A 21,412-nucleotide genomic window follows, 5' to 3' on the forward strand; every position below is an offset into this window, starting at 1 on the left:
AAGATGGAGATTTGTCATGCTCTACGTCGACATTCCGACTCCCGTCGATCTGAAATCACTGATCTCCCATCGCGATGACATCTGCCTGTCGATCTATCTGCGAACCTCGCCACTGACGCAGGAGACCGCAGGAGATCGGATCGAGCTGAAGAATCTGGCAAAGCAGGGCATCCATCAGCTCGAAGCGGCGGGCACCGACAAGCGCCGCGTTGCTGCATTGGCCGAACATCTGGACGATCTTATCGACGATGACGAGTTCTGGCGATTCCAGGCGCGCAGCCTCGCTGTGTTAGCCACGCCCGACAACATCCGGACTTTTCGTCTACCAAACACGCTGGAGCCCGTTGTTGAGGTGTCCGATCGCTTCTTTTTGAAGCCGCTGCTGCGCGCTGTCACGTTTCCCCACACCTGTTATGTGCTGGCGCTGTCGGAAGCAGTGGTCCGCGTGATCGAGGTCCCCGCTGATTTGCCTGCGACACTTGTCAAGGTCGAGGGCATGCCGAAGCCTGCTGCCAGCGCAGTGGGCCGCTCGACCCTGAACGATCGATCACCGAGCGGTCGCATCCAAGGCGCCGAAGGCCAGAAGGTGAGGTTGCGCCAGTTCGCACGGCAGGTGGACAGTTCACTGCGCGCACTGCTTGCCGGCATCGATATCCCGCTGGTGCTGGCCGCGCTTCAGCCTCTCGCATCGATCTATCGATCTGTGAATACCTATGCGCATCTGGCACCGATAGGGATCGACGGCAGCCCTGATGCGCTCACCGACGCTGAACTTGCGGCGCGGGCCCGCTCAGTGCTTGACGATCTTTATCGTGACGAGATCGCGGCCTTCGCCAGCCGCTTCGAGGCCCGCGAGAACCAAGGGCGCGCGACCACCGATATCGCCCAGGCGGCTCGCGCAGCCACCTATGGAGCGGTTGAAACTCTGCTGGTTGACATTGATGAGGTCGTTCCCGGAAAGGTGTCCGAGGTAGATGGCAGCACGACGTTTGCTGACAGGCCGAGCGCGGGCAGCTATGGCGTGGTCGACGAAATCGCGCGGCGGGTTATCCATGCAGGTGGCCGCGTTCTCGGTGTTCGCAATCGACATCCCCGGAGGTAAGTCACTCGCCGCTGTCTTGCGCTATCCCATATAGACCGCGTCAGTCGACGGCTCAGTAGCTCGCAAGCTTGAGCGCGCTCGAGATCTCGCCCAACATGGCCTTTTCACTATCACCTACCGCAAAGCCGCCGCCGCCGAGAAATCCACCCTCAGTCGAGGCTTCGACCGCCCTCTGGCCGATCTGACGCAGCCAATTCTCAGACGCGGCAGCGTCAGCGGGCGCTTTTGAAGAAATTTGTCGGCCTTTTGATCTTTATCGCACCGGGCTTCTCGGCGGTCAGCGCTGCGGAGTGAGGCACCGAACGTGGCTCGGCAACGTTGATGGGGCATCGTTGGATAGCAGCGCTCAAGAGTCCGTCTCCGCGGCCGCTGGTGTTGGAACAGCGCCGCGGACTACGGCTTGGAGAGATGCCGCTTCAGCCGCGTGATCTGTTCCGGGGACCAGTCGCGAACTTCCGTCATCTCGATCCATGCGTCGATGTAGTGCGCCGGGGCGTAGACATGGCCGAAGCCGATCGGCGCGTCCGTCGCCATGAACATGTCCAGAGCCAGTTGAAGAAGGGTTACGACCGGGTACCAGCGCAATTGCGGCGACACGTCCGGGCCGCGCGGCGCCAGCATCCAGTCCGGCTCGCGATAGAGGCTGCGATAGTCGAAAAAGGTCGCCGGGTCGCTCGCGTATTGCAGGTAAACGAACCGCATCGGCCCCCAGGTGGCACTCGGACCCGAGGCCGGGTCGGCAGCCTCTCCGTGCTGGTTCATGAACCGCACGAACGATCCGTCACGAAACCGGGGAAGCCAAGCCGGCGATCCGGGATTGCGACGGTCGGTGAGCCAGCGCCAGAGCTTGCTCGAGTAAGGCGGCCCGCTCCAGAGTGCGCCGGCGAACGGGTCGCCCATGACTTCGATCAGGTCGATCGATTGTTCGGAATTCGTGGCACCAAGACTGATCCCGTGCAGATAAAGCTTTGGCCGGCTGTCCTTGGGAAGCGTGATCCAGTATCCGTAGATCTCCTTGAAGAGGGCGCGTGCGACATCGGCGCCATAGCCGGGCTCCACAAGCAGGTACAGCCAACTGGCGAGATAGGAATATTGCAGGGCAACGCTCGCGATGGCGCCGTCGTGCAGATATTCGACGCTGTCCATCGCAGCCGGGTCGACCCAGCCGGTGCCAGTCGGCGTCACCACGACAAGCATGGATCGCTCGAACCCGCCGACGCGCTTTAGTTCTTCCAGTGCAAGCTTGGCGCGCAGTTGCGGCGTGTCCGCCGATCGTAGTCCGACATAGACGCGAACAGGTTCGAGCGCTTCCCTACCCGAAAAGGTGCCTATGTCGTCACGGGTCGGCCCCGAGGAGATGAACTCCCGTCCCGCCCGTCCGAGTTTGTCCCAGGCGAGCAGGGAAGCCTTACTACCGGTCTTCAGAGGGTTCGTCGGCGGCTGAGTTACCGGTGCGATCAGCTTGTCGTATTCTCGGAAGGACGCGTCTGCGACACGCAGGGCGGCCCGGAAGAGAACTCCATCGATGACCAACCAGAACAGCACCGCTGCCGCGATGACGCCGATGGCGTTGGACAGCCGCCTTGGCAGGAAGCGGTTGGCTCTTGTCGCCACGAAGCGGAGCGTCAGTCGGAACAGCCGCGCGAGCCCGATCAGGATTGCGAACACCGCCAGCGCAATGAGGCAGACCTCGACTGGATGCACCGTGTCGACCGGATCGAGTTCCATCAACTCACGGATAGAATTCTGCCATCCCGCCGCCTGCCGGAGGGAGACGACCGCAACGATCGCGCAGCCGGTCGCAGCGGCAAGTTTCGCGACGCGCAAGAAGCGGCCCTTGAGCCGCAGGAGCTCCATGTAGACCCAAAGCCAACCGCCGAACACGCCGATGCCGTATCCGGCCGCCAGAGAACATCCCGAGAGCATGCCCTGAGTCAAAAAATTCCGCGGCAACAGCGTCGGCGTCAGAGAGGCGGCAAAAAGGAGCGTTCCGAGGAGAAGGCCGCCGATAGAGAATGAATGCCATAGCCTCATACGGCCGCACCTCTCAATTCCAGGCAAGTGTCAGCGTCGTCCGGCAGCTTGTTGCGAACGACCTGATGGCGCAAGCCGCGGGGACGAAGCGCACTGCACTAGCCCAACGATCGGCTCCATCCAACCTTACGCTAAGATCGGCGTGCTCTACCAGAATGACGACTTCGGCAAGGATTATCTGAACGGCATCAAATCGGGGCTCGGCGACAAGGCCGCTAAAATGGTGGTCGCGGAGTTTTCCTACGAAGTGGCCGAGCCAACCGTCGATTCGCAAATCCTCAAGATCAAGGATGTTGGCGCGGACCTATTTTTTAGTGCCGCCACGCCGAAGCCTACGGCGCAAGCGATCAAGAAAATCGCTGAGGTCGGTTGGAAGCCAGTGCAGATCGTCAGTATGAAGGCTACATCGATTGGCAGTGCGATAAAGCCGGCTGGGCTCGAAGACGCTAAGGGCGTCATCAGCACCAATTACGGCAAGGAGCCCCTCGATCCGGAATGGAAAGACGATCCGGGTGTGAAGAAATACCTCGCGTTTATGGAAAAGTATTATCCGGAGGGAGACAAGTACTCGAACTTCAACACCTATGCCTACGGCGCGGCACAGCTTCTGGTTTATGTGCTGGAGCAGTGCGGCGACGACCTGACGCGCGAGAACGTCTTGAAGCAGGCGACCTCGATCAAGGATTACCAAGCTGACTTCTCGCTACCCGGGATCAAATTTAGCACCTCGCCTACAGACTATCGCCTCCGCAAGCAGTTCAGGATGATGCGGTTTAACGGCGAACGCTGGGAGATGTTCGGTCCAATCGTGGAAGATGCAGGGCCTGCGGGTTAGCTGCTGAACTTTGCGGTCCAATCGGCGGCCTGTGGGCCGCCGATTTTTTTAGAGGCGTCTACGTCGGGATCTCCCCAAAGGTCTTGCCGACCTGCAGCACCGCCAAGAGCGCGAAAGCACTTATTCGCGATGAACCGACGAGTGGCCTCGACCTGAGCGCGTCGCACGAGTTCACCGTTTTTGCTACGAGCGGTGCCGCCGTGCTGATGGCGACCCACGATCTCTTTTACGCCAAGCAAGTCGCAAGTCGGATCGGCATCGTCCGTCACGGCAGGCTCGTACCTGCGCGGCAGCGCCCGCAATACCAGTCGGCGGCCCAGGCGTTGTCGAGCCTGACGTCATACTGCCCACATTTGTGCATCATCGAAGTGGAAGTCGCGTCGGCCGGTGCCCATTTTGCTACGGGCACAACGTGTTGCAATATTAGATTGGAGAAGTCATCTGTCGTTTACTGGTCACCACTTGGCGGACCCCGCAACGATGCTCAAATCGCTTATTACCCTTTTGGTACGACAAGGCCGCCAATTCTACGATAGCGGCGCTGCCCGATCGATCGCCGCACAAACGGTGGTTCTCGGCAGACCATCCAGACGCCACGTCTTGAGTTGGGCTTCCCCTTCGATAGCGCTAGCGTCATAAACACTGCCTACGCTCCGTACGCGAGTGGCGAGGAAGAACGTTGAGAGCTCGACCACTTCAAACGCGGCCGGCGACATTGTCGAGATCAGGCGCGCACTCGTCGAGCTCCGCCAAAATCGATCCGCTTCCAGCACGAGATGCACAAGCGTCCTATCACACGAGCTTGTCACGGATCGAACTGGGCAACATTAAGCACGCCTAACGATAGGTGAATCAGGGCCGCGCGCCTCCCTTAATCGGCATCACCTTCTTGGGATCGAGCCAGTGGTCGATCCGGTCAGCCCAATGTTGCATCAGCTTCGTGCGCGAGCCGATCAGCGCGAGCGGTCCGTGCTTCTTGTAGAGCCCTTCCACAGTAGAATTATCGAGATGCGCGAGCTGCAGCTCGACGACATCGCCATCCCATGCCTTGGCGTCCTTGATCTCTTCGTGGTGAGACAGGGTCGAGAAGGTCGTCCGGAATCCGTGGGCACAATGATCAGTCTTGGTGTCAATTCCAAGCAGCCGCAAGCGCTTGTTCAGCGTATTGTTTGAAAGTGGAGCGTCCTTCGAGCAGGAAAACACGTGCCGGCGATGGCCAGTCAGCTTCTGAACGCTGCGCAGGATTGCGAGTGCTTGCCGTGACAAAGGCACGACATGGTCCCAACCGGTCTTCATCTTGGCGGCTGGAGTAGTCCAGCGTTCGGCATCCCAATCGACCTCGCTCCACTCCATTTCATTGACCATGCCGGGGCGAGGAATAGTTAGCGCATCGAAGCGCAAGGCAAGGCCAACAACGTCACCAAACCTCGCTCTCGTCCAGGGGGCACTGATGAGCTTGAAGACGCGCGTCACGTCACGTGGTTCGGTGACGCCCGGACGCGGCGTCGAAATGTTGGCAATCATCTGCCCATTCAGGTTGCGGAAGGGATTGTAGCCATCGCCTTCGACATCGGCATAGTTGCAGATTTGCTCACCGATGCTGCGCACGCGGTCGCGCGTTTCCAGCTTTCCCTCGGCTTCGTATGAGCGCATGAAAGCGAGTACGTCCGGACGCTTGATGTCCTGCCTGCACAGCTTGCCGAAGCGATCCTTGACATAGCCAACGCGGAGCTCAAGCACTTCGATGGTCTTGGGGTCGCGCACCGCGACGATCCTGCCGCGTTTGACTTTCTCCACCTTCTTCTTCGCAAGCCACTCATCGGCCCATTGCTCGAAAGGCCGAGCGGCAGCCTGCCTGTGCTTGTCAAGTTGCTTCTCGGTGCTCGGGTCTTTGCCCTCCTTGAGCAAGTCCTTGGCCTTGTCGCGCTCGCGCCGGGCGTCGGCGAGCGAGAAGGTGCCGTCCTTGCCGTTGCCGTAAGGGCCGATTGAGTAGGTTTTCTGACGGCTGTGGAACCGGTAGCCCATCCGCCAGAGCTTGGAGGCAGCGTTGCCAGGCTTGTTCTTGTCCGGCGTGATGAAGAGATAGAGACCGAGGCCGGTCACGTCGGAAATCTTGGCGGGGCTCCACGTGCCATTGTCGAATTTCGGTCGGGCGGCGCGGCAGTCGACGTCGGTTCTGATCTGCTTGGGGTTGGCGCACGCGCCGTCGTTCTTGCGGGCCATCTGCTCAATTCCTTCGTTCGGAATAGCGAAAGTCACCGTGAACGTTTGTTCTCCCGATACCAACACGATACCAACAAATCGGACGGCTGGGATCGGATGAGAACAAACGGTGACGAACACCGATGTACGCGGAAAGGCCTATTTTTCAAGGGTTTCCGTACAGTGCGCGAACGGTTGCGGACGCTTTAGAACGGGCTTGAACAGCCTAGTTGGTGCCCCTGGCCGGAATCGAACCAGCACTCCTTGCGGAACTCGATTTTGAGTCGAGCGCGTCTACCAGTTCCGCCACAGGGGCCTTCGGACGCGAGGCTGGGATGCCGGTGCGGCGAAGCCGGCGGAATATAGCGGGCGGCGCTTCCGGGTCAACCCGCGTGGAAGTGATTGTGGGTGTCTCGACACCTGGGCGGTGGCGGGATAGGAGGCTGAAGCCTATTTTGAGCATGGACCCATGCTCCGGAGAACATCCGTGACGTCAGATGCCCTCCATTCGTCGCACGCTCGCCATCCCGCGGATCCGGTCGTCGTCGCGGCGCTGGCGATCGCGGTCGTCGCCGCGGCGACGCTGGCAGGCGCCTGGTTCTTCCAGCTCGTGCTGGATATCCGCCCCTGTCCGCTCTGCCTCGAACAGCGCTACGCTTATTATCTGGCGGTCCCGCTCGGGCTTTTGGTTGCCTTTGCCGCCTCGCGCGGGGCGCCGCGGCCGGTAGCGCTGGCCGGGTTTGCGGTGCTGCTGCTCGCGGCGCTCGCCAATGCCTGGCTCGGTGGTTACCACGCCGGCGTCGAATGGCAATTCTGGCAGGGACCGACCGATTGCTCCGGCCCGCTGGCCGATCTCGGCAGCGCCGGCACGCTGCTGCAGCGTCTCGACACGGTGAAGGTGATCCGCTGCGACGAGGTGCAGTGGCGCTTCCTCGGGCTCTCGCTTGCCGGCTACAATGTGCTGATCTCGCTGGTGATGGCGACGATCGCCATGTTGGGCATCGTGTCGGCCAAGCGGGCAGCCGCGTAGCGCCATAGGGTGGGCAAAGGCGCGATAGCGCCGTGCCCACCATTCCAACGTTCGGTGCAAGTGATGGTGGGCACGCTTCCGCTTTGCCCGCCTACCAACCGCAAGCTGATTGCCTAGCCGCAAGCGCAATCTCGATGCGCTGCTGCGACAAGGTAACGCGACGGGGCAAATCACTTCTGATTTTCAGAAATCGTGTCAAGCCCAGGAAACAAAAAGAATCAAAAACATTCCGCTTTCGTTCTCACCCAAATCAGTCGCATAACTCCGCTTGTCTCACGGCGGATGAGGGGCGAAGCTGCGCACCCGTTTTGGGTCGACGATCCGAACTTCGATGCGGGCGTCACGCAGTGCCTTGGCCCAGTCCCGTTCGTAGCCGCCGGAAGCCTCCATGACTGCCTTGCCGACCTTGTGCTTGCGAAGCCAGCGGATCAGTGCGCGCTGCCCCTCCGCGGTGCTCGGGAACGTCTGCCGTTGAGACAACGAGCGAATGCACGCATCCACCTTGTCCTTGGCCACGTCAATACCGACGACAACGACCTCATTTTGTGCCATCATCCACTCCCTTCCTTGCTCGGTCCGGGCTCGCAGCCCATGCAACTGTTCGGGTTGAGGAAGACACCGGATCTGTCCCTCGCTTCCCGACAGGCTCTCAAGGCCTTGGAGCACGAACGGGCTCAGATCCAGCGACGGGCGGTTGGTCAGAACCGCCCGTTCGCACATTCTGGCAGATCTTGCGGACACAAGAGCACGAAGTAAGCCGTAAAGCCATTGCGCAGGGAAGGCCGGGATGCTCCCGCTGTACCTGTATGCTCGTGTGCGTTTTCTTTTGCGCACTTTGCACACGAGACCGCGGGTGCGGCGCGCACCCGGTCTTCCCCGCGCCCTCTAATTTCGAGGAGCGCAAACGAAATTGCAAACCTCGGGCAGTTCATGGCGCGAGAATGCCGCGTCATATCCATCTGTCATCGTCCGCGAATGCGGACGATCCAGCATCCAAGAGACAGCAGTGATTGCACGGAGAAGCCGCGGCGTACTGGATCCCCGCCTTCGCGGGGGGATGACAGCCGGGAGGAGGTCGCAGTCACCGCCATCCCGAACGGCTCGCCCACCGGCCGCCCCGCAACCTCCGGGAGGGCCTGGAACCCGGCCCGTTGCCCCCGTAACCGCCCGGCCGCACTGGACTTCCGGCAGTGGAATTCTCTATTGGTAACCGAAAGTTAACCAAGCTTAGCGTCTGGTTAGGGACGGAATGACGCGCTGGCAGCCCTCGTTTTGACATGTTGGCAGGGGAAGCAATGCCCGGCTTTCGGCGGGCCCCCCATGCGACAGGAAACAGGCTCTCGCGCTGGCGCAAATCGCCGCGCCCGACGCGCGGCTGTGAAACCGGCGGCCATTTGCTCCCGGAGGAATTAGGGACACTTGCGTTGAGAGGATACTGCTCATGAATCCCGCCGACGTGGCTCCGTCAGCTCTGCCGCTCGTCTCGGCCGACGTGTCGCTGATCGCGCTATTCTGGCAGGCCCACTGGGTCGTGAAGTCGGTCATGATGGGCCTGCTCGCCTGCTCGGTCTGGGTCTGGGCGATCGCGATCGACAAGATTTTCCTCTATTCGCGCACCAAGCGCGCGATGGACCGCTTCGAACAGGCGTTCTGGTCGGGACAATCGATCGAGGAGCTCTATCGCGCGCTTTCGGCGAAACCGACGCAATCGATGGCGGCGTGCTTCGTGGCGGCCATGCGCGAGTGGAAGCGCTCGTTCGAGAGCCAGTCGCGTTCCTTTGCCGGATTGCAGATGCGGATCGAGAAGGTGATGAACGTCTCGATCGCCCGCGAGGTCGAGCGGCTGGAGCGGCGGCTCCTGGTGTTGGCAACCGTCGGCTCCGCCGGCCCGTTCGTCGGCCTGTTCGGAACCGTCTGGGGCATCATGTCGAGCTTCCAGTCGATCGCGGCCTCGAAAAACACCTCGCTCGCGGTCGTTGCGCCCGGCATTGCGGAGGCGCTGTTTGCGACCGCTATCGGTCTTATCGCCGCCATCCCGGCGACGATTTTCTACAATAAGTTCACGTCCGAGGTGAACCGGCAGGCGCAGCGGCTGGAGGGTTTTGCCGACGAGTTTTCAGCCATCCTGTCCCGCCAGATCGACGAACGTGCGTGAGGGCGGCCAATGACGAGCACACCGTGAGATCAAGATCATGGCGATGAACATGGCAGGTTCGGCGGGCGGCGGTGGCGGTGGACGCCGCGGCCGGCGTCGTGCCGCCGTGATGGCGGAGATCAACGTCACGCCGATGGTCGACGTGATGCTGGTGCTGCTCATCATCTTCATGGTGGCGGCACCTTTGATGACCTCGACCATCGATATCGACCTGCCCGTCGCCGGCGGCGGAAAGCAACTGCAAGCCAACGCGCCGCCGCTGACCTTGTCGGTCAAGCGCACCGGCGGGGCCTGCAATTCCAACGTCGAGCTCTATCTCGGGGATACGCTGATTCCGGCCAATGAGCTCCTGCCCAAGATCACGGCGATCAAGGAGACCCGGTCGGAGGCCGAGAGGGTGGTATACCTGCGGGGGGACAAGGACGTCTGTTACACGGATATGATGAAATTATTGGGGTATATTCGGACGGCGGGGTTCAAAGCGAATATCGTCATCGTGCCGGAGCAGGGCTCCTGAGCCATGCAGCGTCGCGCGGTGATTGACGGCGGAGCGGAAAAGCGCAGGTGAAGATCAAGGTCGACAAGACGGTGATGGCATCGGTTGCCCTGCACGTCCTCGTGCTGGGGTGGGTGATGCTGTCGTTCTCGACCAAAGCGCTCGAAATGCCCCCCGAAGAGTCGGTGGCGGTCGATGTCGTTTCGTCCGACCAGCTTGCCAAGGTGATGGCCGGCATGAAGACCGGCAAGAAGGAAAACCCGAAGCCGCTGGTCGAGAAAGTCGCCGAAGCCAAGCCGGTCGATGATGCCGTCGGCAAGATCACCGAGAAAGCGCCCGTTGTGACCGAGACCGCGGCGCCTCCGCAGCCGAAGATCGAGGAAAAGCCGGTCGAGAAGAAACCCGATCCGCCGAAGGTCGTCGAGAAGCCGAAGGAAGAGCCGAAGCAGGTCGAGCAAAAGCCCGATCCGCCGAAGGTCGATCCAATCGGCGACACCCTCAAGAAGGAAGAGAAGAAGCCGCCGCCGAAGCCGCCGGTGCAGGCCGCCAAGCCGCCAGAGCCGCAGAAGCAGAGGATCGTGGAACGTCACTTCGACCAGAACCAGATCGCGGCCCTGCTCGACAAGCGTGATCCGTCGCGCCAGGCCACGACCGGCGACACGCTGAATTCGAACGCGGCCCTCGGCACGGCCAAGGGCGCAGCCGCGGATAATTCCGCAACCTGGGGTTCGATGTTCCAGCGGCAGGTCGAGCGATGCTGGAAGAAGCCCTATGGCGGGATAGAATCGCAGAAGCCTGAAGTCGCGTTTGCTATCCGTCTGAAGCGCGACGGCACGCTCGAAGGCGCGCCGGTTCCGGAAGGCGTTCCGGCGACGCCGTTCCTGCGGGTCTATCAGGAGAGCGCGTTGCGCGCGATCATCGAATGCCAGCCGTACAAGCTGCCTGCGGCGTTTTATGAGGAATGGAAATATTTCGCGCCGGTGTTCAAAGAAAAAGTCTGATTGCGCTCGCCCGTTGGCGATCACACATGAGCAAGTATCGAAGTGATGACTGACAAAGATGGATTGCCAAAAATGCCGTTCCGCCTGAACCGCCGGCAGATCATTACCGGAATGGCTGCGCTTGGCGCGGTCGCCGGCGGTCGCAATGCCTTCGCACAGGCGCCGAAGCGGATCCCCATTCCCGAAGGTGAGTTCGTTCCGCTGCCGATCGCGATCCCGAATTTCGTGGCGGGCACGCCCGGCGATGCCGAGGTTGGCGTCGGCGTGGCGCAGGTCATCACCAACAATCTCAAGCGCAGCGGGCTGTTCGCGCCGATCGATCAGGCTGCTCATATCGAGCGCATCACCAATATCGATACCGCGCCGCAATTCCAGAGCTGGAAGCAGATCAACGCGCAGGCGCTGGTGACGGGACGGATGACGCGGCAGGGTGACGGCCGCCTGAAAGCGGAATTCCGCCTCTGGGACGTCAACACCAACCAGCAACTCACCGGTCAGCAATATTTCACCTCGCCGGAATACTGGCGGCGCATCGCGCACATCATCTCCGATCAGATCTATGAACGGCTGACCGGCGAGAAGGGCTATTTCGACAGCCGCGTTGTGTTCGTCGACGAGACGGGCTCGAAGGAGCGCCGCGTCAAGCGGCTGGCGCTGATGGATCAGGACGGCGCCAATGTCAGGTATTTGACGAGGGGCTCCGATCTGGTACTGACGCCGCGCTTCTCGCCGTCGACGCAAGAGATCACCTACATGGAATTCGGCCAGGGCGATCCGCGCGTCTATCTGTTCAACGTCGAGACCGGGCAGCGCGAGATCGTCGGCAACTTCCCCGGCATGTCGTTCTCACCGCGCTTCTCGCCGGACGGCCAGCGCATCATCATGAGCCTGCAGCAGGGCGGCAACTCCAATCTGTTCGTGATGGATTTGCGCTCGAAATCGACGACGCGGCTGACCGATACGCCGGCGATCGACACCTCGCCGTCCTATTCGCCCGACGGCAGCCGGATCTGTTTCGAATCCGACCGCGGCGGCAAGCCGCAGATCTACGTGATGCCGGCCACCGGCGGTGGGGCGCAGCGCATCTCGTTCGGCGAGGGCAGCTATTCGACGCCGGTGTGGTCGCCGCGCGGCGACTATATCGCCTTCACCAAGCAGGGCGGCGGCGCCTTCGCCATCGGCATCATGAAGACCGACGGTTCGGGTGAACGAATTCTTACTTCCGGCTTCCACAACGAAGGTCCGACCTTTTCGCCGAATGGCCGGGTCGTCATGTTCTTCCGCGACCCCGGCGGCAGCGGCGGGCCGTCGCTGTACACGGTCGATATCTCCGGTCGCAACGAATTGCGCGTACCAACGCCCGGTTTCGCCTCCGATCCGGCGTGGTCTCCGCTGTTGTCGTAATGGAACACGGCCGCGCGGGCGGCCTATCGTTACCCGGCAAGCATTGCCTAGCCTGCTGATTTTTCAGGCAGATTCCCACAATTGTAAACGATGGCAACATCTCGGTAACGATGTTCCCTCAGAAAGACTTCATCTCCAGAGGGTAAAACTACGCATCCGACAGGACGCCAGTACACCCCCCATGCAGTTCGCAAATCAGAGCGGAGAGCCCAATCAACAAACGTCGCCGTATCTTCGAGCGGCATTGATCGATTCGCTCTTCGAAACTTCCGCTCCGATGCTGACGGGCCTCGTCTTCGGAGCCGGCGCGGCAGCCATGACCGCGCTGAAGACGGGTGAAACCCTCATCTGGGCGTGTGTCGCGCTTCTCGTCTTCGCAGGCGTCGTCCGCGCGTTCGTCCTGCAGCGCTACCACGCGCGCAAATCGACCCCGACCGTTGAGGAAGCTGCGCTGTGGAAGAGGCGCCATCAGATTGGAGCGATGATCCAGGCGGCTGCGCTCGGCATATGGTGCTCCGCCACGCTGTTGGTCAGTAACGATGCTCTGGCCCATATGATTTGCTTGTCCGTCACCACCGGGATCCTGGCGTTAGGTGCGGGTAGGGCCTATGGACGGCAGTGGATATTCCAGTTGCAGGCCGCACTCATCTTCGGTCCAACGGTGATCGCGCTGGCGTTGCGTGGCACGCCCTATTACATGGCCATGTCAGTCGTGTGCGCCGCATTTCTCGTGGCTGTCCTGCAAATTTCGGCCAATTTGCACAGAATATTTATGCAGGCGCTTGTGGCACGCGAGCGCGAGGCGGCGCTGGCCGGTCAGTTCGATGCCGCGCTGAACAACATGCCACACGGGCTGTGCATGTTTCGCGCCGATGGCCGGCTTGCGGTGATGAATCATCGTTTCGCCGAGATCATGAACCTGTCCGACAAACTCTTGCAAGGCGGTGCCAGCGCGCACGACATCGTCTCCGCCTGCGTTGCCTCCGGCGCGATCTCGGCGGCGAGCGCCAGCCTCATTCTGCAGGAAGTCGAGGACTCCCGGGCCACTGATATCATCACGGCAGATCCGGACTTCAGCAAGAACCGGTCGCTGTCCTGGACGTTCCAGCCGATGGCCGACGGCGGCACCGTCATGCTGGTGGAGGACATCACCGAGCGCAAGGACGCGGAGGCCCGGATCAGCCATCTGGCCCGCTACGATGAACTCACCGAACTCCCCAACCGGGTCAACTTCCGCGACGAGATCGGACATCTTCTGGCAGCCCAGCAGGGCGCCGAACAGTTGTCGGCGCTGCTGTTCGTCGACCTCGACCAGTTCAAGCAGGTCAATGACACGCTCGGCCATCCCTGCGGCGACCAGTTGCTGTGCGCGGTGGCCGCTCGCCTGCGCGAGATGCTGCGGCCCGAGGATTTCGTGGCGCGCTTCGGCGGCGACGAGTTCGTGGTGTTCCAGCAGAACATCCAGTCCGCCGACGACGCCGCCGGTCTCGCGCGGCGCATCGTCGATCGCCTGAGCGAGCGCTACAAAATCGACAACCATCTGGTCGAGATCGGCGCCAGCGTCGGCATTGCCGTGAGCTCGCGCGGCGTCAGCGCCGACACACTGCTCAAGAATGCCGACATGGCGCTCTATCGCGCCAAGGCCGACGGCCGCGGCACCTTTTGCTTCTTCCGGGAGGAGATGGCGCAAATCGTCGAGTCCCGCCGTATCCTCGAACTGGACCTGCGCAAGGCGCTGGCCAACGAGGAGTTCGAGCTGTTCTTCCAACCGCTGGTCAACCTCAAGTCGGGCCGGATATCGACCTGCGAGGCGCTGATACGTTGGAATCATCCAGTCCGCGGCACGGTGTCGCCGACAGATATCATTCCGATCGCCGAGGACATGGGCCTGATTGTCGATCTCGGCCGCTGGATTTTGCGCAAGGCCTGCATGGAATGCATGAAATGGCCCGACGCCGTCAGCGTTGCCGTCAACTTCTCGCCGCAGCAGTTCCACCAGCGCGATGTGCTCAGCGAAGTCCGCTATGCACTCGAGGTCTCCGGCCTGCCGGCGAACCGGCTCGAAATCGAGATCACCGAATCCTCGCTGCTGCGTAACACGCAGTTGACCCACGACGTGCTGTCGCAATTGCATTCGCTCGGCGTGCGGATCTCGCTCGACGATTTCGGCACCGGCTATTCGAGCCTCAGCTATCTGCACAACTTCCCATTGCAGAAGGTGAAGATCGACCGCTCCTTCCTGGAAGGGATCGATAGCGATCGTCCGCTGACGCTGCTGCGCGGCGTGGCGCGGCTGTCAGCCGATCTTGGAATGTCGGTGGTGGTCGAGGGCATCGAGACCAACGAGCAACTCGAATTGATCAGCGCCGACGGGGCGGTAACGGAAGCGCAGGGCTATCTGTTCAGCCCGCCGGTCCCGGCCGTGCGCGTCCGGCAGTTACTCAATGCGTCGCACGGTCGCCGCATGCCTGACGACCAGCTCATCGCTGTTTCTTCGCGATCGATCGCCTGACTTCAGCGTAATCAGTCCCACTATGTTCGTGCTCTCGACGCGGCTACTCCGGGGTTTTTGCGGACTGCAAGGTTAACCCTAACGTGTCTAAGCCTTTGCAATTTTGTTAAGGAGCCGTTAATCTTTCGCACTCGTTGAAGTTGTTGTGGAAGGTTAGGAGTACAGATGAAGGCCGGAGCCGAACCGCGCACTTCGCTCTTTGGGCCGGAGTCAGGGTTGTCTGATCGTGTCGATTACCGGCTCATGGAAACTCCCGAGGAAAAAGATTGCATCTATTTGATGCGTTACAAAGCCTATCTGCATGGCGGAGTAACCGCGCCGTCAGAGTCTCAGCGCGTCAGCGATCGTTACGACGATGCGCCCAACGCCTGGATTTTCGGAATCTATGTTGACGGAGAACTCTGTAGTTCTATCCGCCTCAACGTCGTGACGTCAGAATGTCGGATTTCCGGTTCGGCCGACTTGTTCGGCGATGTTCTTCACCCGCGCCTCGATCGAGGCGAAGTTTTCATCGATCCGCTTCGCTTGGCTGCGGACCCCGAAAAAGCGAGGCAATTCCCTGATCTTCCGTATCTGACGGTGCGGCTGGCCTATCTGGCATGCGAGCATTTCAACGCCGATACCGGGCTCGCGCTCGTTCGTGCCGAGCACCAGGCGTTCTATCGCCGGGTTTTCATGTCCGAGGTCATCGCCGAACCGCGTTCGTTTCCGGGCTTTTTGCCAAAGGTGTCGTTGCTGGCATCCGATTACCGCACCGTGCGGGAAAAGGTCATGACCCGTTTCCCCATCATGCGTTCGACGTCCGTCGAGCGGCGGATGCTGTTCCAGCGCGCCGGCGAACGCCATTCCTCGCTGCGCGGAGTCGTCACATCCTTCGACCGGGCCTCGATCGTTCCGATTTCCTGAACCGGCCGGACAACGACGAACCAGACCATCCGGCGCCATAGGGCTCCTATCCGAATTCCCCAACTCGTCATTCCTGGGGCCACCGTTGCCTAAACACCGCAATCCGGTGATTTCGGCCCATGCGCGCTTGCCTTCACCCTCGCGCCACATTTACAAACCATTAACTATCGCGGTCGCTTTTCACGGTTTGTCGGCATTTGATCGGGTCTGGCAAGGTTCCATCAAGGTTGACGGAACGTTCGCTTAACCATCGACCTGTAGACCGGATAACAGTCGAAAAACGTGAGCGTTGGAGGCTCCGGAATGAAATACCAGATGCGTATCCTCCAGGGATGGAAGCTGGCGGCTGTGGTCGCTGTGGCGCTGTCGATGGGCGCCTGCGCCAAGAACAACGTCGGCGCCGATGGCGCGATGGCCAGCGCGGCAAGCCCGGGTAGCCAGCAGGATTTCGTGGTTAATGTCGGCGACCGTGTGTTCTTCGAGAGCGACCAGACCGATCTGAGCCCGCAGGCGATCGCCACGCTGGAGAAGCAGGCGCAGTGGCTGCAGACCTACAACCGCTACTCCTTCACCATCGAAGGCCATGCCGACGAGCGCGGCACCCGCGAGTACAACATCGCGCTCGGCGCACGCCGCGCCCAATCGGTGCGCAGCTATCTCGCCTCGCGCGGCATCGATCCGAACCGCATGCGCACGATCTCCTACGGCAAGGAGCGCCCGGTGGCGGTCTGTAACGACATCTCCTGCTGGTCGCAGAACCGCCGCGCCGTCACGGTGCTGAACGCCGGAGCTTAAGCCTTCGGCCTTCGCAGAATTCCTCGCAGAAATAGAAATTTCTGAACCGGCGCCTTTGGGCGCCGGTTTTTATTTTGGGCGGGCGATGAAGTCCCGGATCACCGCCATCGCCCGTTCAGGCGCATCCGGCACCACGGCATGGCCGCAGTTCGCAAACCGTTCGAACTGCACCAGATGGGCCGGCAGGGCGGCCGCGATATCCGCCTGGCTTTCGATCGGATGCATTGGATCGTCTTCGCCGCCCATCACAAGGGTCGGGCATTGAATGCGGTAGAGGTCGGGGAACATGTTGAAGGTGTGGCTCTCACCGCCCGGTTTTGCGGAAAAGTGCAGCCCCACCGCCGGCTTTCCGACCGTACGGCTTCCGAGATTCGGGTCGCGCGGCGTCCGCGTATAGATGGGGAAGGCGAGCTTTCGCCAAGCGTCGACCGCGGCCTGATCTCTCGGGCTGTCGACGTCCAGGAACCTGCTGCGCGCGAGCGCTCCCACTTCGAGCCCGCCGAAGCGCTCGAATAGCGCCACGCGCCGGTCAAGATAGGTGTCTCCAGCGGCTTCGGTGCTGATTAGCACCAGCTTTGACGGGTGATCCGGATGCCGCGTGGCATAGGCCAGCGCGACCATCCCGCCGAAGGATGCGCCGAGCACGATCGGGTCGATGATGCCCAGCGCCTCGCAGAACGCGTGCACGTCATCGCCCCATTGCGCCAAGTTCCAGCGCTCGCGCGGGCCGTCCTCGCTGCGGCCGTTGCCGCGATGGTCGAGATAGACGATCTGGGCGACATCGGCCAAGGCGGAGTAGGCAGGCTTGTAAATCGTATGGTCGAAGCCGGGGCCGCCATGAAGCAGGAGGAGCGTCGGCTTTTCCCGCATCGCCGGGCCGTCGGGGACGAATTTCGCGCCCTCGACATCGAAGAACAGCCGCACGCCGTTCACAGACACGTGCATGAGCAGGCCTCCCTCGATTTGTGAACGGTCCGCCGGACCGGGCGGCTTGTCTTGAAGCGGATACTAAACCATACCGGAATTCCACGAGGCGAATCGGAACGGCCAGTCACAATTCTGGCGTACTCCCTCTCTCAATGTGTTCTGCTTTCGTTTGACACGTGATTTTCGTCGTCAGGGCAAAATGTCACTCAGATTCCTCAATGCTGCCGGCGCCGCGGCGATTGCCGTGATGCTGGCTTTGTCTGTGCAGCCCTCGGCCGCACAGATCACGTTCCCGTGGGAGCGTTCTCCGCAAGGCTCCCCGCAGGTCCAGGCGCAATCTGACGACGCCGATCTGGAGATGCGGATCCAGCGGCTGGAAAACCAGCTCCGGCAACTGACCGGCCAGAACGAGGAACTGCAATACCGCAACCGGCAGCTCGAAGAGCGGCTGCGCCAGCTCGGCGCCGCTCCGCCGGCACCGGGCGGCCAGCCCCAGGTTGCGCAACCCAACATGGCCGCAGCGCCGCCTCCAGTTCAGCCTGGCCCGCCGCAGCAACAGGGCTATCCCCAACAAGCCTATCCGCAGCAGGGCGCTCGCCAGCCGCAGGGCTATCCGCAGGCCCAACCCGGCTATGACCCGCAACCGCAGATCGCCTCGCCGGCGCCCATCGTGCAGGAGCCGGCCCCGGCGGTCGGCGGCCGCCGCCGCGGCGATGCGTTCGACCCCAGCCAGAATCCCAACGCTCCCGGTGCGCCGCGTGCACTCGGCGGCGGCCAATTGCCGATCGGAAATGAAGCTTCGGTCGGCGCGCCCGGCGGACGCGGCCCCGGTGAGCCGCTCAATCTCGGCGGTCCGCGCGATCCCGGTGGCGCCTTACCGCCGCCCGCTGCAGCCGCACCGCCGCCCCGGGGCCCGGGGCCCGGCGCCAGCGCCGCGCTGACCCCGTTGCCGCCCTCGGCCACGCCGAAGGACGAGTTCGATCTCGGCATCGGCTACATGCAGCGCAAGGATTATGCGCTGGCCGAAGAAACCATGAAGAACTTTGCGCAGAAATATCCGAGCGATCCGCTGATTGGGGATGCGCAATACTGGCTCGGCGAAAGTCATTTCCAGCGCCAGCAATATCGCGACGCCGCCGAAGCGTTCCTCGGCGTGACCACCAAGTTCGACAAATCAGGCAAGGCGCCAGACGCGCTCTTGCGGCTCGGGCAGTCGCTGGCGGCGCTGAAGGAAAAGGAAGCCGCCTGCGCGGCGCTCGGCGAGGTGACGCGGAAATATCCGCGCGCATCTGCCGGCGTCAAAGCCGCCGTCGATCGTGAGCAAAAGCGGGTCAAGTGCTAACAGCGTCTCTGCTGCGGCCCCGGTGGCCAAAGCAGAGACCAGTTGCAACTTGCTGTTATTGTTCGGCTCGCTCGATCGCAGCCGGCATCTTCGCCACCGACATCAGCGACCGCGCCACTTGGTTGAGCAGCTGATCCGAATTTTCTTCTTCGGCGAGCGACTTGGACAACAGGGCGACGACCGCGCTGTGGCGTAATTGCTGGGCGAGATTCTTCGCTGTTGTGTAGGCGGAGATCTCGTAGTGCTCTACGCGCTGAGCGGCACCGATCAGCGCCAGATCGGCCGCGACGTTTTCCTTTTCCTCGCCCTCGGCCATGACCTCCTGACCTTCCTCGACAAGCCCCATCATCCCTTTGCAGGGTTTCGCACGGGCTGTCTTGCCGAGCAGGTCGAAGCACTCGTTGATGCGTTCAACCTGGTTCTCGGTCTCAGCGAGATGCTGCTCGAACAGCTCGCGCAATTGATCGAAGCGCGCCGCTTCGGCCATTTTCGGAAGCGCCTTGGTGAGCTGTTTCTCAGCATGCAGGATGTCTCGGAGTTCATCGATCAAGAGATCCTCGAGTCCGGCCTCATCGACCGGCGGCGAACTTTCCGTGACGATGACGGTTCCGGCGCCCGGTTCGGCCTGAATGGCCGGAGATTCCGTGAACACCCACCCGTTGCCCTCGTTCCAGGGGCCACGCGTGTCGATTTCGCCATGCTCGCCGGTGCCGGTGGAATCGTTGAAGAACTGGTCGACCAATCCCGGCGTTGGCGCAATGCGGCCGACGCTGAAGACCGGCTTGTTCATGCTTTCGAGCGCCAGGGCGAACGCTTTCATGTGGGTGATCTCGCGGGTCATCAGGAACTGCAGGGCGTCCTTCGTGCCGGCATCGTCGCAGAAATTGATTAGCCGCTCGTAGACGATCTTGGCGCGCGCCTCGGCCGCGATGTTGCTGCGCAGGTCAACATCGAGTTCGCCGGTGATCTTCAAATAATCGGCCGTCCACGGGTTACCTTGCGAGTTGAACAGGTTGACCCCGCCACCGCCCGCAATCGCGATGAGCGGATCGGCTTCGGCGGCCTGGCGGTCGAATTTCGCCGGCTTGAGATGCATCCGCGCCAGGGTGCCGACGACTTCGAGGTGACTCAGTTCCTCGGTGCCGATGTCCATCAGCAGGTCCTTGCGATCCGGATCCTCGCAATTGAGTCCCTGTATCGAATACTGCATTGCGGCGGCAAGTTCGCCATTGGCACCGCCGAACTGCTCGAGGAGCATGTTGCCAAAGCGTGGATCGGGTTCGTCCACCCGAACGGTGAACATCAGTTTTTTGACGTGGTGATACATGGAGGGCCTCGACGGTTAGGATGAAGAATCCCGAACGGCACGCTCCGCGCTTTGTTCCTAAACTAATGCGTGTGGCCGCAGCGACGCGCCAGCTCAATCGGAACTTCACTTGGCAGCAGCTGCTTGGCACCAGTTTCCTGGCAGCAGTTTGATGCGCGTGCGAAGCGCCTTGCGGTAATCGGTAGATCGCTCCAAACATAAGGTTTTCACGGCGCCGGCAGGGCTATGCCTGATTTCGACCTATCCCCCATTTCCGCGAGAGAGGCGAAACGCCTGTTCGCGCAGTGGAAGGCCGCGCCCGCGCTCGTGCTGGCGGTGTCCGGCGGACCCGATTCCCTTGCCCTCATGTGGCTTGCCGCCCGCTGGCGCCGTGCGCTCTCCCGCGGGCCGCGCCTGATCGCTGTCACCGTCGACCACGGCTTGCGGCCGGAGGCCGCGCGCGAGGCGCGCGAGGTCAAGCGTCTCGCCGGCTCGCTCGATCTGCCCCATCGCACGCTGCGCTGGACCGGGGCCAAGCCGAAAACCGGCTTGCCGGCCGCAGCGCGGGAGGCGCGCTATCGCCTGCTGGCGAAAGCTGCGCGGGCGAGCGGCGCGACGCACATCCTCACCGCGCATACCCGCGACGACCAGGCTGAGACACTGTTGATGCGGATGCTGCGCGGCAGCGGCATCGCCGGTCTCGCGGCGATGGCGCGCGAGAGCGAGCGAGAGGGCGTGTGGCTGGCGCGGCCGTTGCTGGACGTCCCGAAGTCCCGGCTCGTTGCGACGTTGGACAAGGCAAAGATCGCTTTTGCCGACGATCCCACCAATCGCGACATGAGCTTCACACGGTCGCGGCTGCGTGCATTGATGCCGGCTTTGGCGGAGGAGGGCGGTGACAGCCGAAATCTTGCGCGGCTGGCGTCAAGGCTGGCGCGGGCGAATGCCGCGATTGAAGTGCTGGCCGACGGCGCAGAGCGCTATCTTGCGGTGAGAGATCATGATGACGCCACGCGCTTCGGGTTCGATGCCCAGGCGTTTGCCGGTCTGCCCGAGGAAATCCGGCTTCGGCTGCTAAAGCGCGCGATTGACCGGGCCGGTCACGAAGGACCCGCGGAACTCGGCAAGGTCGAGGCGCTACTGGCAGTGCTGGACAACGCCATTGCGAACGGCCAAAAGCAATCAAGACTGAAACAGACGCTTGCCGGGGCCGCGATCAGCCTTACCGGAGGCCGAATTTATGTCGATGCAGCGCCGCCGCGGGGTAGCCGGGCGTGATAAGCGTTCCTATCTCCCAATATCTGCAATGTCGGGACGGAGAGCCTTAACCACCCCGGAAAGACACTGGCCTTTTGCGCCATTTTT

17 protein-coding genes, 1 tRNA gene and 1 pseudogene are annotated in these 21,412 nt (G+C 61.9%); 12 read left to right on the forward strand and 7 right to left on the reverse strand.

The genetic code is table 11. From position 1 onward, the window contains the following. Positions 1-16 precede the first annotated feature (16 nt). Complete coding sequence (locus CQ13_RS34715) at positions 17-1,102, forward strand: baeRF11 domain-containing protein (RefSeq protein WP_245309528.1); 1,086 nt, start codon at positions 17-19, stop codon at positions 1,100-1,102. Positions 1,103-1,495: 393 nt separating this feature from the next. Here CQ13_RS34715 and CQ13_RS34720 read toward each other — a convergent pair whose 3' ends face one another. After that, entirely contained in the window at positions 1,496-3,136 is a 1,641-nt protein-coding gene (locus CQ13_RS34720; protein WP_057847286.1) for an alpha/beta hydrolase, read from the reverse strand. A gap of 124 nt (positions 3,137-3,260) precedes the next feature. On the opposite strand from CQ13_RS34720, the pseudogene CQ13_RS34725 reads away from it, so the two are divergent. Then, positions 3,261-3,971 (forward strand): annotated as a pseudogene (locus CQ13_RS34725) (ABC transporter substrate-binding protein); the annotation flags it as partial. Here the strand turns inward: CQ13_RS34725 and CQ13_RS34730 are convergent. The 3 genes from CQ13_RS34730 to CQ13_RS34740 all read right to left on the reverse strand — a co-directional run bounded on the left by CQ13_RS34730 (position 3,968) and on the right by CQ13_RS34740 (position 6,489). Then, complete coding sequence (locus CQ13_RS34730) at positions 3,968-4,240, reverse strand: hypothetical protein (protein ID WP_057847287.1); 273 nt, start codon at positions 4,238-4,240, stop codon at positions 3,968-3,970. The pseudogene CQ13_RS34725 and the gene CQ13_RS34730 sit on opposite strands and share 4 nt — an antisense overlap. 583 nt (positions 4,241-4,823) lie before the next feature. Then, positions 4,824-6,194 carry a tyrosine-type recombinase/integrase gene (locus tag CQ13_RS34735; RefSeq protein WP_057847288.1) on the reverse strand — a complete coding sequence of 457 codons (1,371 nt, stop codon included), beginning with the start codon at positions 6,192-6,194 and terminating at the stop codon, positions 4,824-4,826. A gap of 210 nt (positions 6,195-6,404) precedes the next feature. Beyond that, positions 6,405-6,489, reverse strand: a tRNA-Leu gene (locus CQ13_RS34740). A gap of 171 nt (positions 6,490-6,660) precedes the next feature. On the opposite strand from CQ13_RS34740, the gene CQ13_RS34745 reads away from it, so the two are divergent. Continuing rightward, positions 6,661-7,203: a disulfide bond formation protein B gene (locus CQ13_RS34745; RefSeq protein ID WP_057847289.1), complete on the forward strand. Its 543-nt coding sequence runs from the start codon at positions 6,661-6,663 to the stop codon at positions 7,201-7,203. A gap of 273 nt (positions 7,204-7,476) precedes the next feature. Here CQ13_RS34745 and CQ13_RS41995 read toward each other — a convergent pair whose 3' ends face one another. Beyond that, positions 7,477-7,758 carry an IS110 family transposase gene (locus tag CQ13_RS41995; RefSeq protein ID WP_245309530.1) on the reverse strand — a complete coding sequence of 94 codons (282 nt, stop codon included), beginning with the start codon at positions 7,756-7,758 and terminating at the stop codon, positions 7,477-7,479. Positions 7,759-8,644: 886 nt separating this feature from the next. Here CQ13_RS41995 and tolQ point away from each other — a divergent pair. The 7 genes from tolQ (at position 8,645) to pal (ending at position 16,472) form a co-directional block, all read left to right on the forward strand. Continuing rightward, the gene (tolQ, locus tag CQ13_RS34755) at positions 8,645-9,358 is read left to right on the forward strand and encodes a protein TolQ (protein WP_057847291.1); all 714 of its coding nucleotides are present in this window, start codon (positions 8,645-8,647) and stop codon (positions 9,356-9,358) included. A gap of 37 nt (positions 9,359-9,395) precedes the next feature. Beyond that, on the forward strand, positions 9,396-9,875 hold the full coding sequence (locus CQ13_RS34760) for a biopolymer transporter ExbD (protein WP_057847292.1): 480 nt from the start codon (positions 9,396-9,398) through the stop codon (positions 9,873-9,875). Positions 9,876-9,928: 53 nt separating this feature from the next. Further along, positions 9,929-10,855 carry a cell envelope integrity TolA family protein gene (locus tag CQ13_RS34765; RefSeq protein WP_057847468.1) on the forward strand — a complete coding sequence of 309 codons (927 nt, stop codon included), beginning with the start codon at positions 9,929-9,931 and terminating at the stop codon, positions 10,853-10,855. A gap of 72 nt (positions 10,856-10,927) precedes the next feature. Next, positions 10,928-12,259, forward strand: coding sequence for a Tol-Pal system beta propeller repeat protein TolB (tolB, locus tag CQ13_RS34770; protein WP_057847293.1), 1,332 nt, complete (start codon positions 10,928-10,930; stop codon positions 12,257-12,259). Between the two features lie 181 nt (positions 12,260-12,440). Further along, a complete protein-coding gene (locus CQ13_RS34775) occupies positions 12,441-14,771 on the forward strand; it encodes a putative bifunctional diguanylate cyclase/phosphodiesterase (protein ID WP_057847294.1) in 2,331 nt (776 codons plus the stop codon). 165 nt (positions 14,772-14,936) lie between these two features. Beyond that, positions 14,937-15,677 (forward strand): N-acyl amino acid synthase FeeM domain-containing protein, encoded by a 741-nt coding sequence (locus CQ13_RS34780; protein WP_057847295.1) that lies wholly within the window; start codon positions 14,937-14,939, stop codon positions 15,675-15,677. A 303-nt stretch (positions 15,678-15,980) separates the two neighbouring features. Beyond that, entirely contained in the window at positions 15,981-16,472 is a 492-nt protein-coding gene (gene pal, locus CQ13_RS34785) for a peptidoglycan-associated lipoprotein Pal (protein WP_028351332.1), read from the forward strand. A gap of 69 nt (positions 16,473-16,541) precedes the next feature. Here the strand turns inward: pal and CQ13_RS34790 are convergent, their stop codons facing one another. Then, positions 16,542-17,417, reverse strand: coding sequence for an alpha/beta fold hydrolase (locus CQ13_RS34790; RefSeq protein ID WP_057847296.1), 876 nt, complete (start codon positions 17,415-17,417; stop codon positions 16,542-16,544). Between the two features lie 181 nt (positions 17,418-17,598). Between CQ13_RS34790 and ybgF the strand changes: the two genes are divergently transcribed. Continuing rightward, complete coding sequence (gene ybgF / locus CQ13_RS34795) at positions 17,599-18,741, forward strand: tol-pal system protein YbgF (RefSeq protein ID WP_057847297.1); 1,143 nt, start codon at positions 17,599-17,601, stop codon at positions 18,739-18,741. Positions 18,742-18,796: 55 nt separating this feature from the next. Here ybgF and CQ13_RS34800 read toward each other — a convergent pair whose 3' ends face one another. Then, positions 18,797-20,068, reverse strand: coding sequence for a DUF892 family protein (locus tag CQ13_RS34800; protein WP_057847298.1), 1,272 nt, complete (start codon positions 20,066-20,068; stop codon positions 18,797-18,799). Positions 20,069-20,293: 225 nt separating this feature from the next. Between CQ13_RS34800 and tilS the strand changes: the two genes are divergently transcribed. Continuing rightward, on the forward strand, positions 20,294-21,325 hold the full coding sequence (gene tilS, locus CQ13_RS34805) for a tRNA lysidine(34) synthetase TilS (RefSeq protein ID WP_057847299.1): 1,032 nt from the start codon (positions 20,294-20,296) through the stop codon (positions 21,323-21,325). Positions 21,326-21,412: the final 87 nt, after the last annotated feature.

It is taken from the genome of Bradyrhizobium retamae, from assembly GCF_001440415.1.
Lineage (GTDB): Bacteria > Pseudomonadota > Alphaproteobacteria > Rhizobiales > Xanthobacteraceae > Bradyrhizobium > Bradyrhizobium retamae.

Excerpts from the sequence above, each read along its gene's own strand:
- CQ13_RS34715 (WP_245309528.1), top strand. The coding sequence starts at position 17 with ATGCTCTACGTCGACATTCCGACTCCCGTCGATCTGAAATCACTGATC.
- CQ13_RS34720 (WP_057847286.1), bottom strand. The coding sequence starts at position 3,136 with ATGAGGCTATGGCATTCATTCTCTATCGGCGGCCTTCTCCTCGGAACG.
- CQ13_RS34735 (WP_057847288.1), bottom strand. The coding sequence starts at position 6,194 with ATGGCCCGCAAGAACGACGGCGCGTGCGCCAACCCCAAGCAGATCAGA.
- CQ13_RS41995 (WP_245309530.1), bottom strand. The coding sequence starts at position 7,758 with ATGATGGCACAAAATGAGGTCGTTGTCGTCGGTATTGACGTGGCCAAG.
- tolQ (WP_057847291.1), top strand. The coding sequence starts at position 8,645 with ATGAATCCCGCCGACGTGGCTCCGTCAGCTCTGCCGCTCGTCTCGGCC.
- CQ13_RS34760 (WP_057847292.1), top strand. The coding sequence starts at position 9,396 with ATGGCGATGAACATGGCAGGTTCGGCGGGCGGCGGTGGCGGTGGACGC.
- tolB (WP_057847293.1), top strand. The coding sequence starts at position 10,928 with ATGCCGTTCCGCCTGAACCGCCGGCAGATCATTACCGGAATGGCTGCG.
- CQ13_RS34775 (WP_057847294.1), top strand. The coding sequence starts at position 12,441 with ATGCAGTTCGCAAATCAGAGCGGAGAGCCCAATCAACAAACGTCGCCG.
- CQ13_RS34780 (WP_057847295.1), top strand. The coding sequence starts at position 14,937 with ATGAAGGCCGGAGCCGAACCGCGCACTTCGCTCTTTGGGCCGGAGTCA.
- pal (WP_028351332.1), top strand. The coding sequence starts at position 15,981 with ATGAAATACCAGATGCGTATCCTCCAGGGATGGAAGCTGGCGGCTGTG.
- CQ13_RS34790 (WP_057847296.1), bottom strand. The coding sequence starts at position 17,417 with ATGCACGTGTCTGTGAACGGCGTGCGGCTGTTCTTCGATGTCGAGGGC.
- ybgF (WP_057847297.1), top strand. The coding sequence starts at position 17,599 with ATGTCACTCAGATTCCTCAATGCTGCCGGCGCCGCGGCGATTGCCGTG.
- CQ13_RS34800 (WP_057847298.1), bottom strand. The coding sequence starts at position 20,068 with ATGTATCACCACGTCAAAAAACTGATGTTCACCGTTCGGGTGGACGAA.
- tilS (WP_057847299.1), top strand. The coding sequence starts at position 20,294 with ATGCCTGATTTCGACCTATCCCCCATTTCCGCGAGAGAGGCGAAACGC.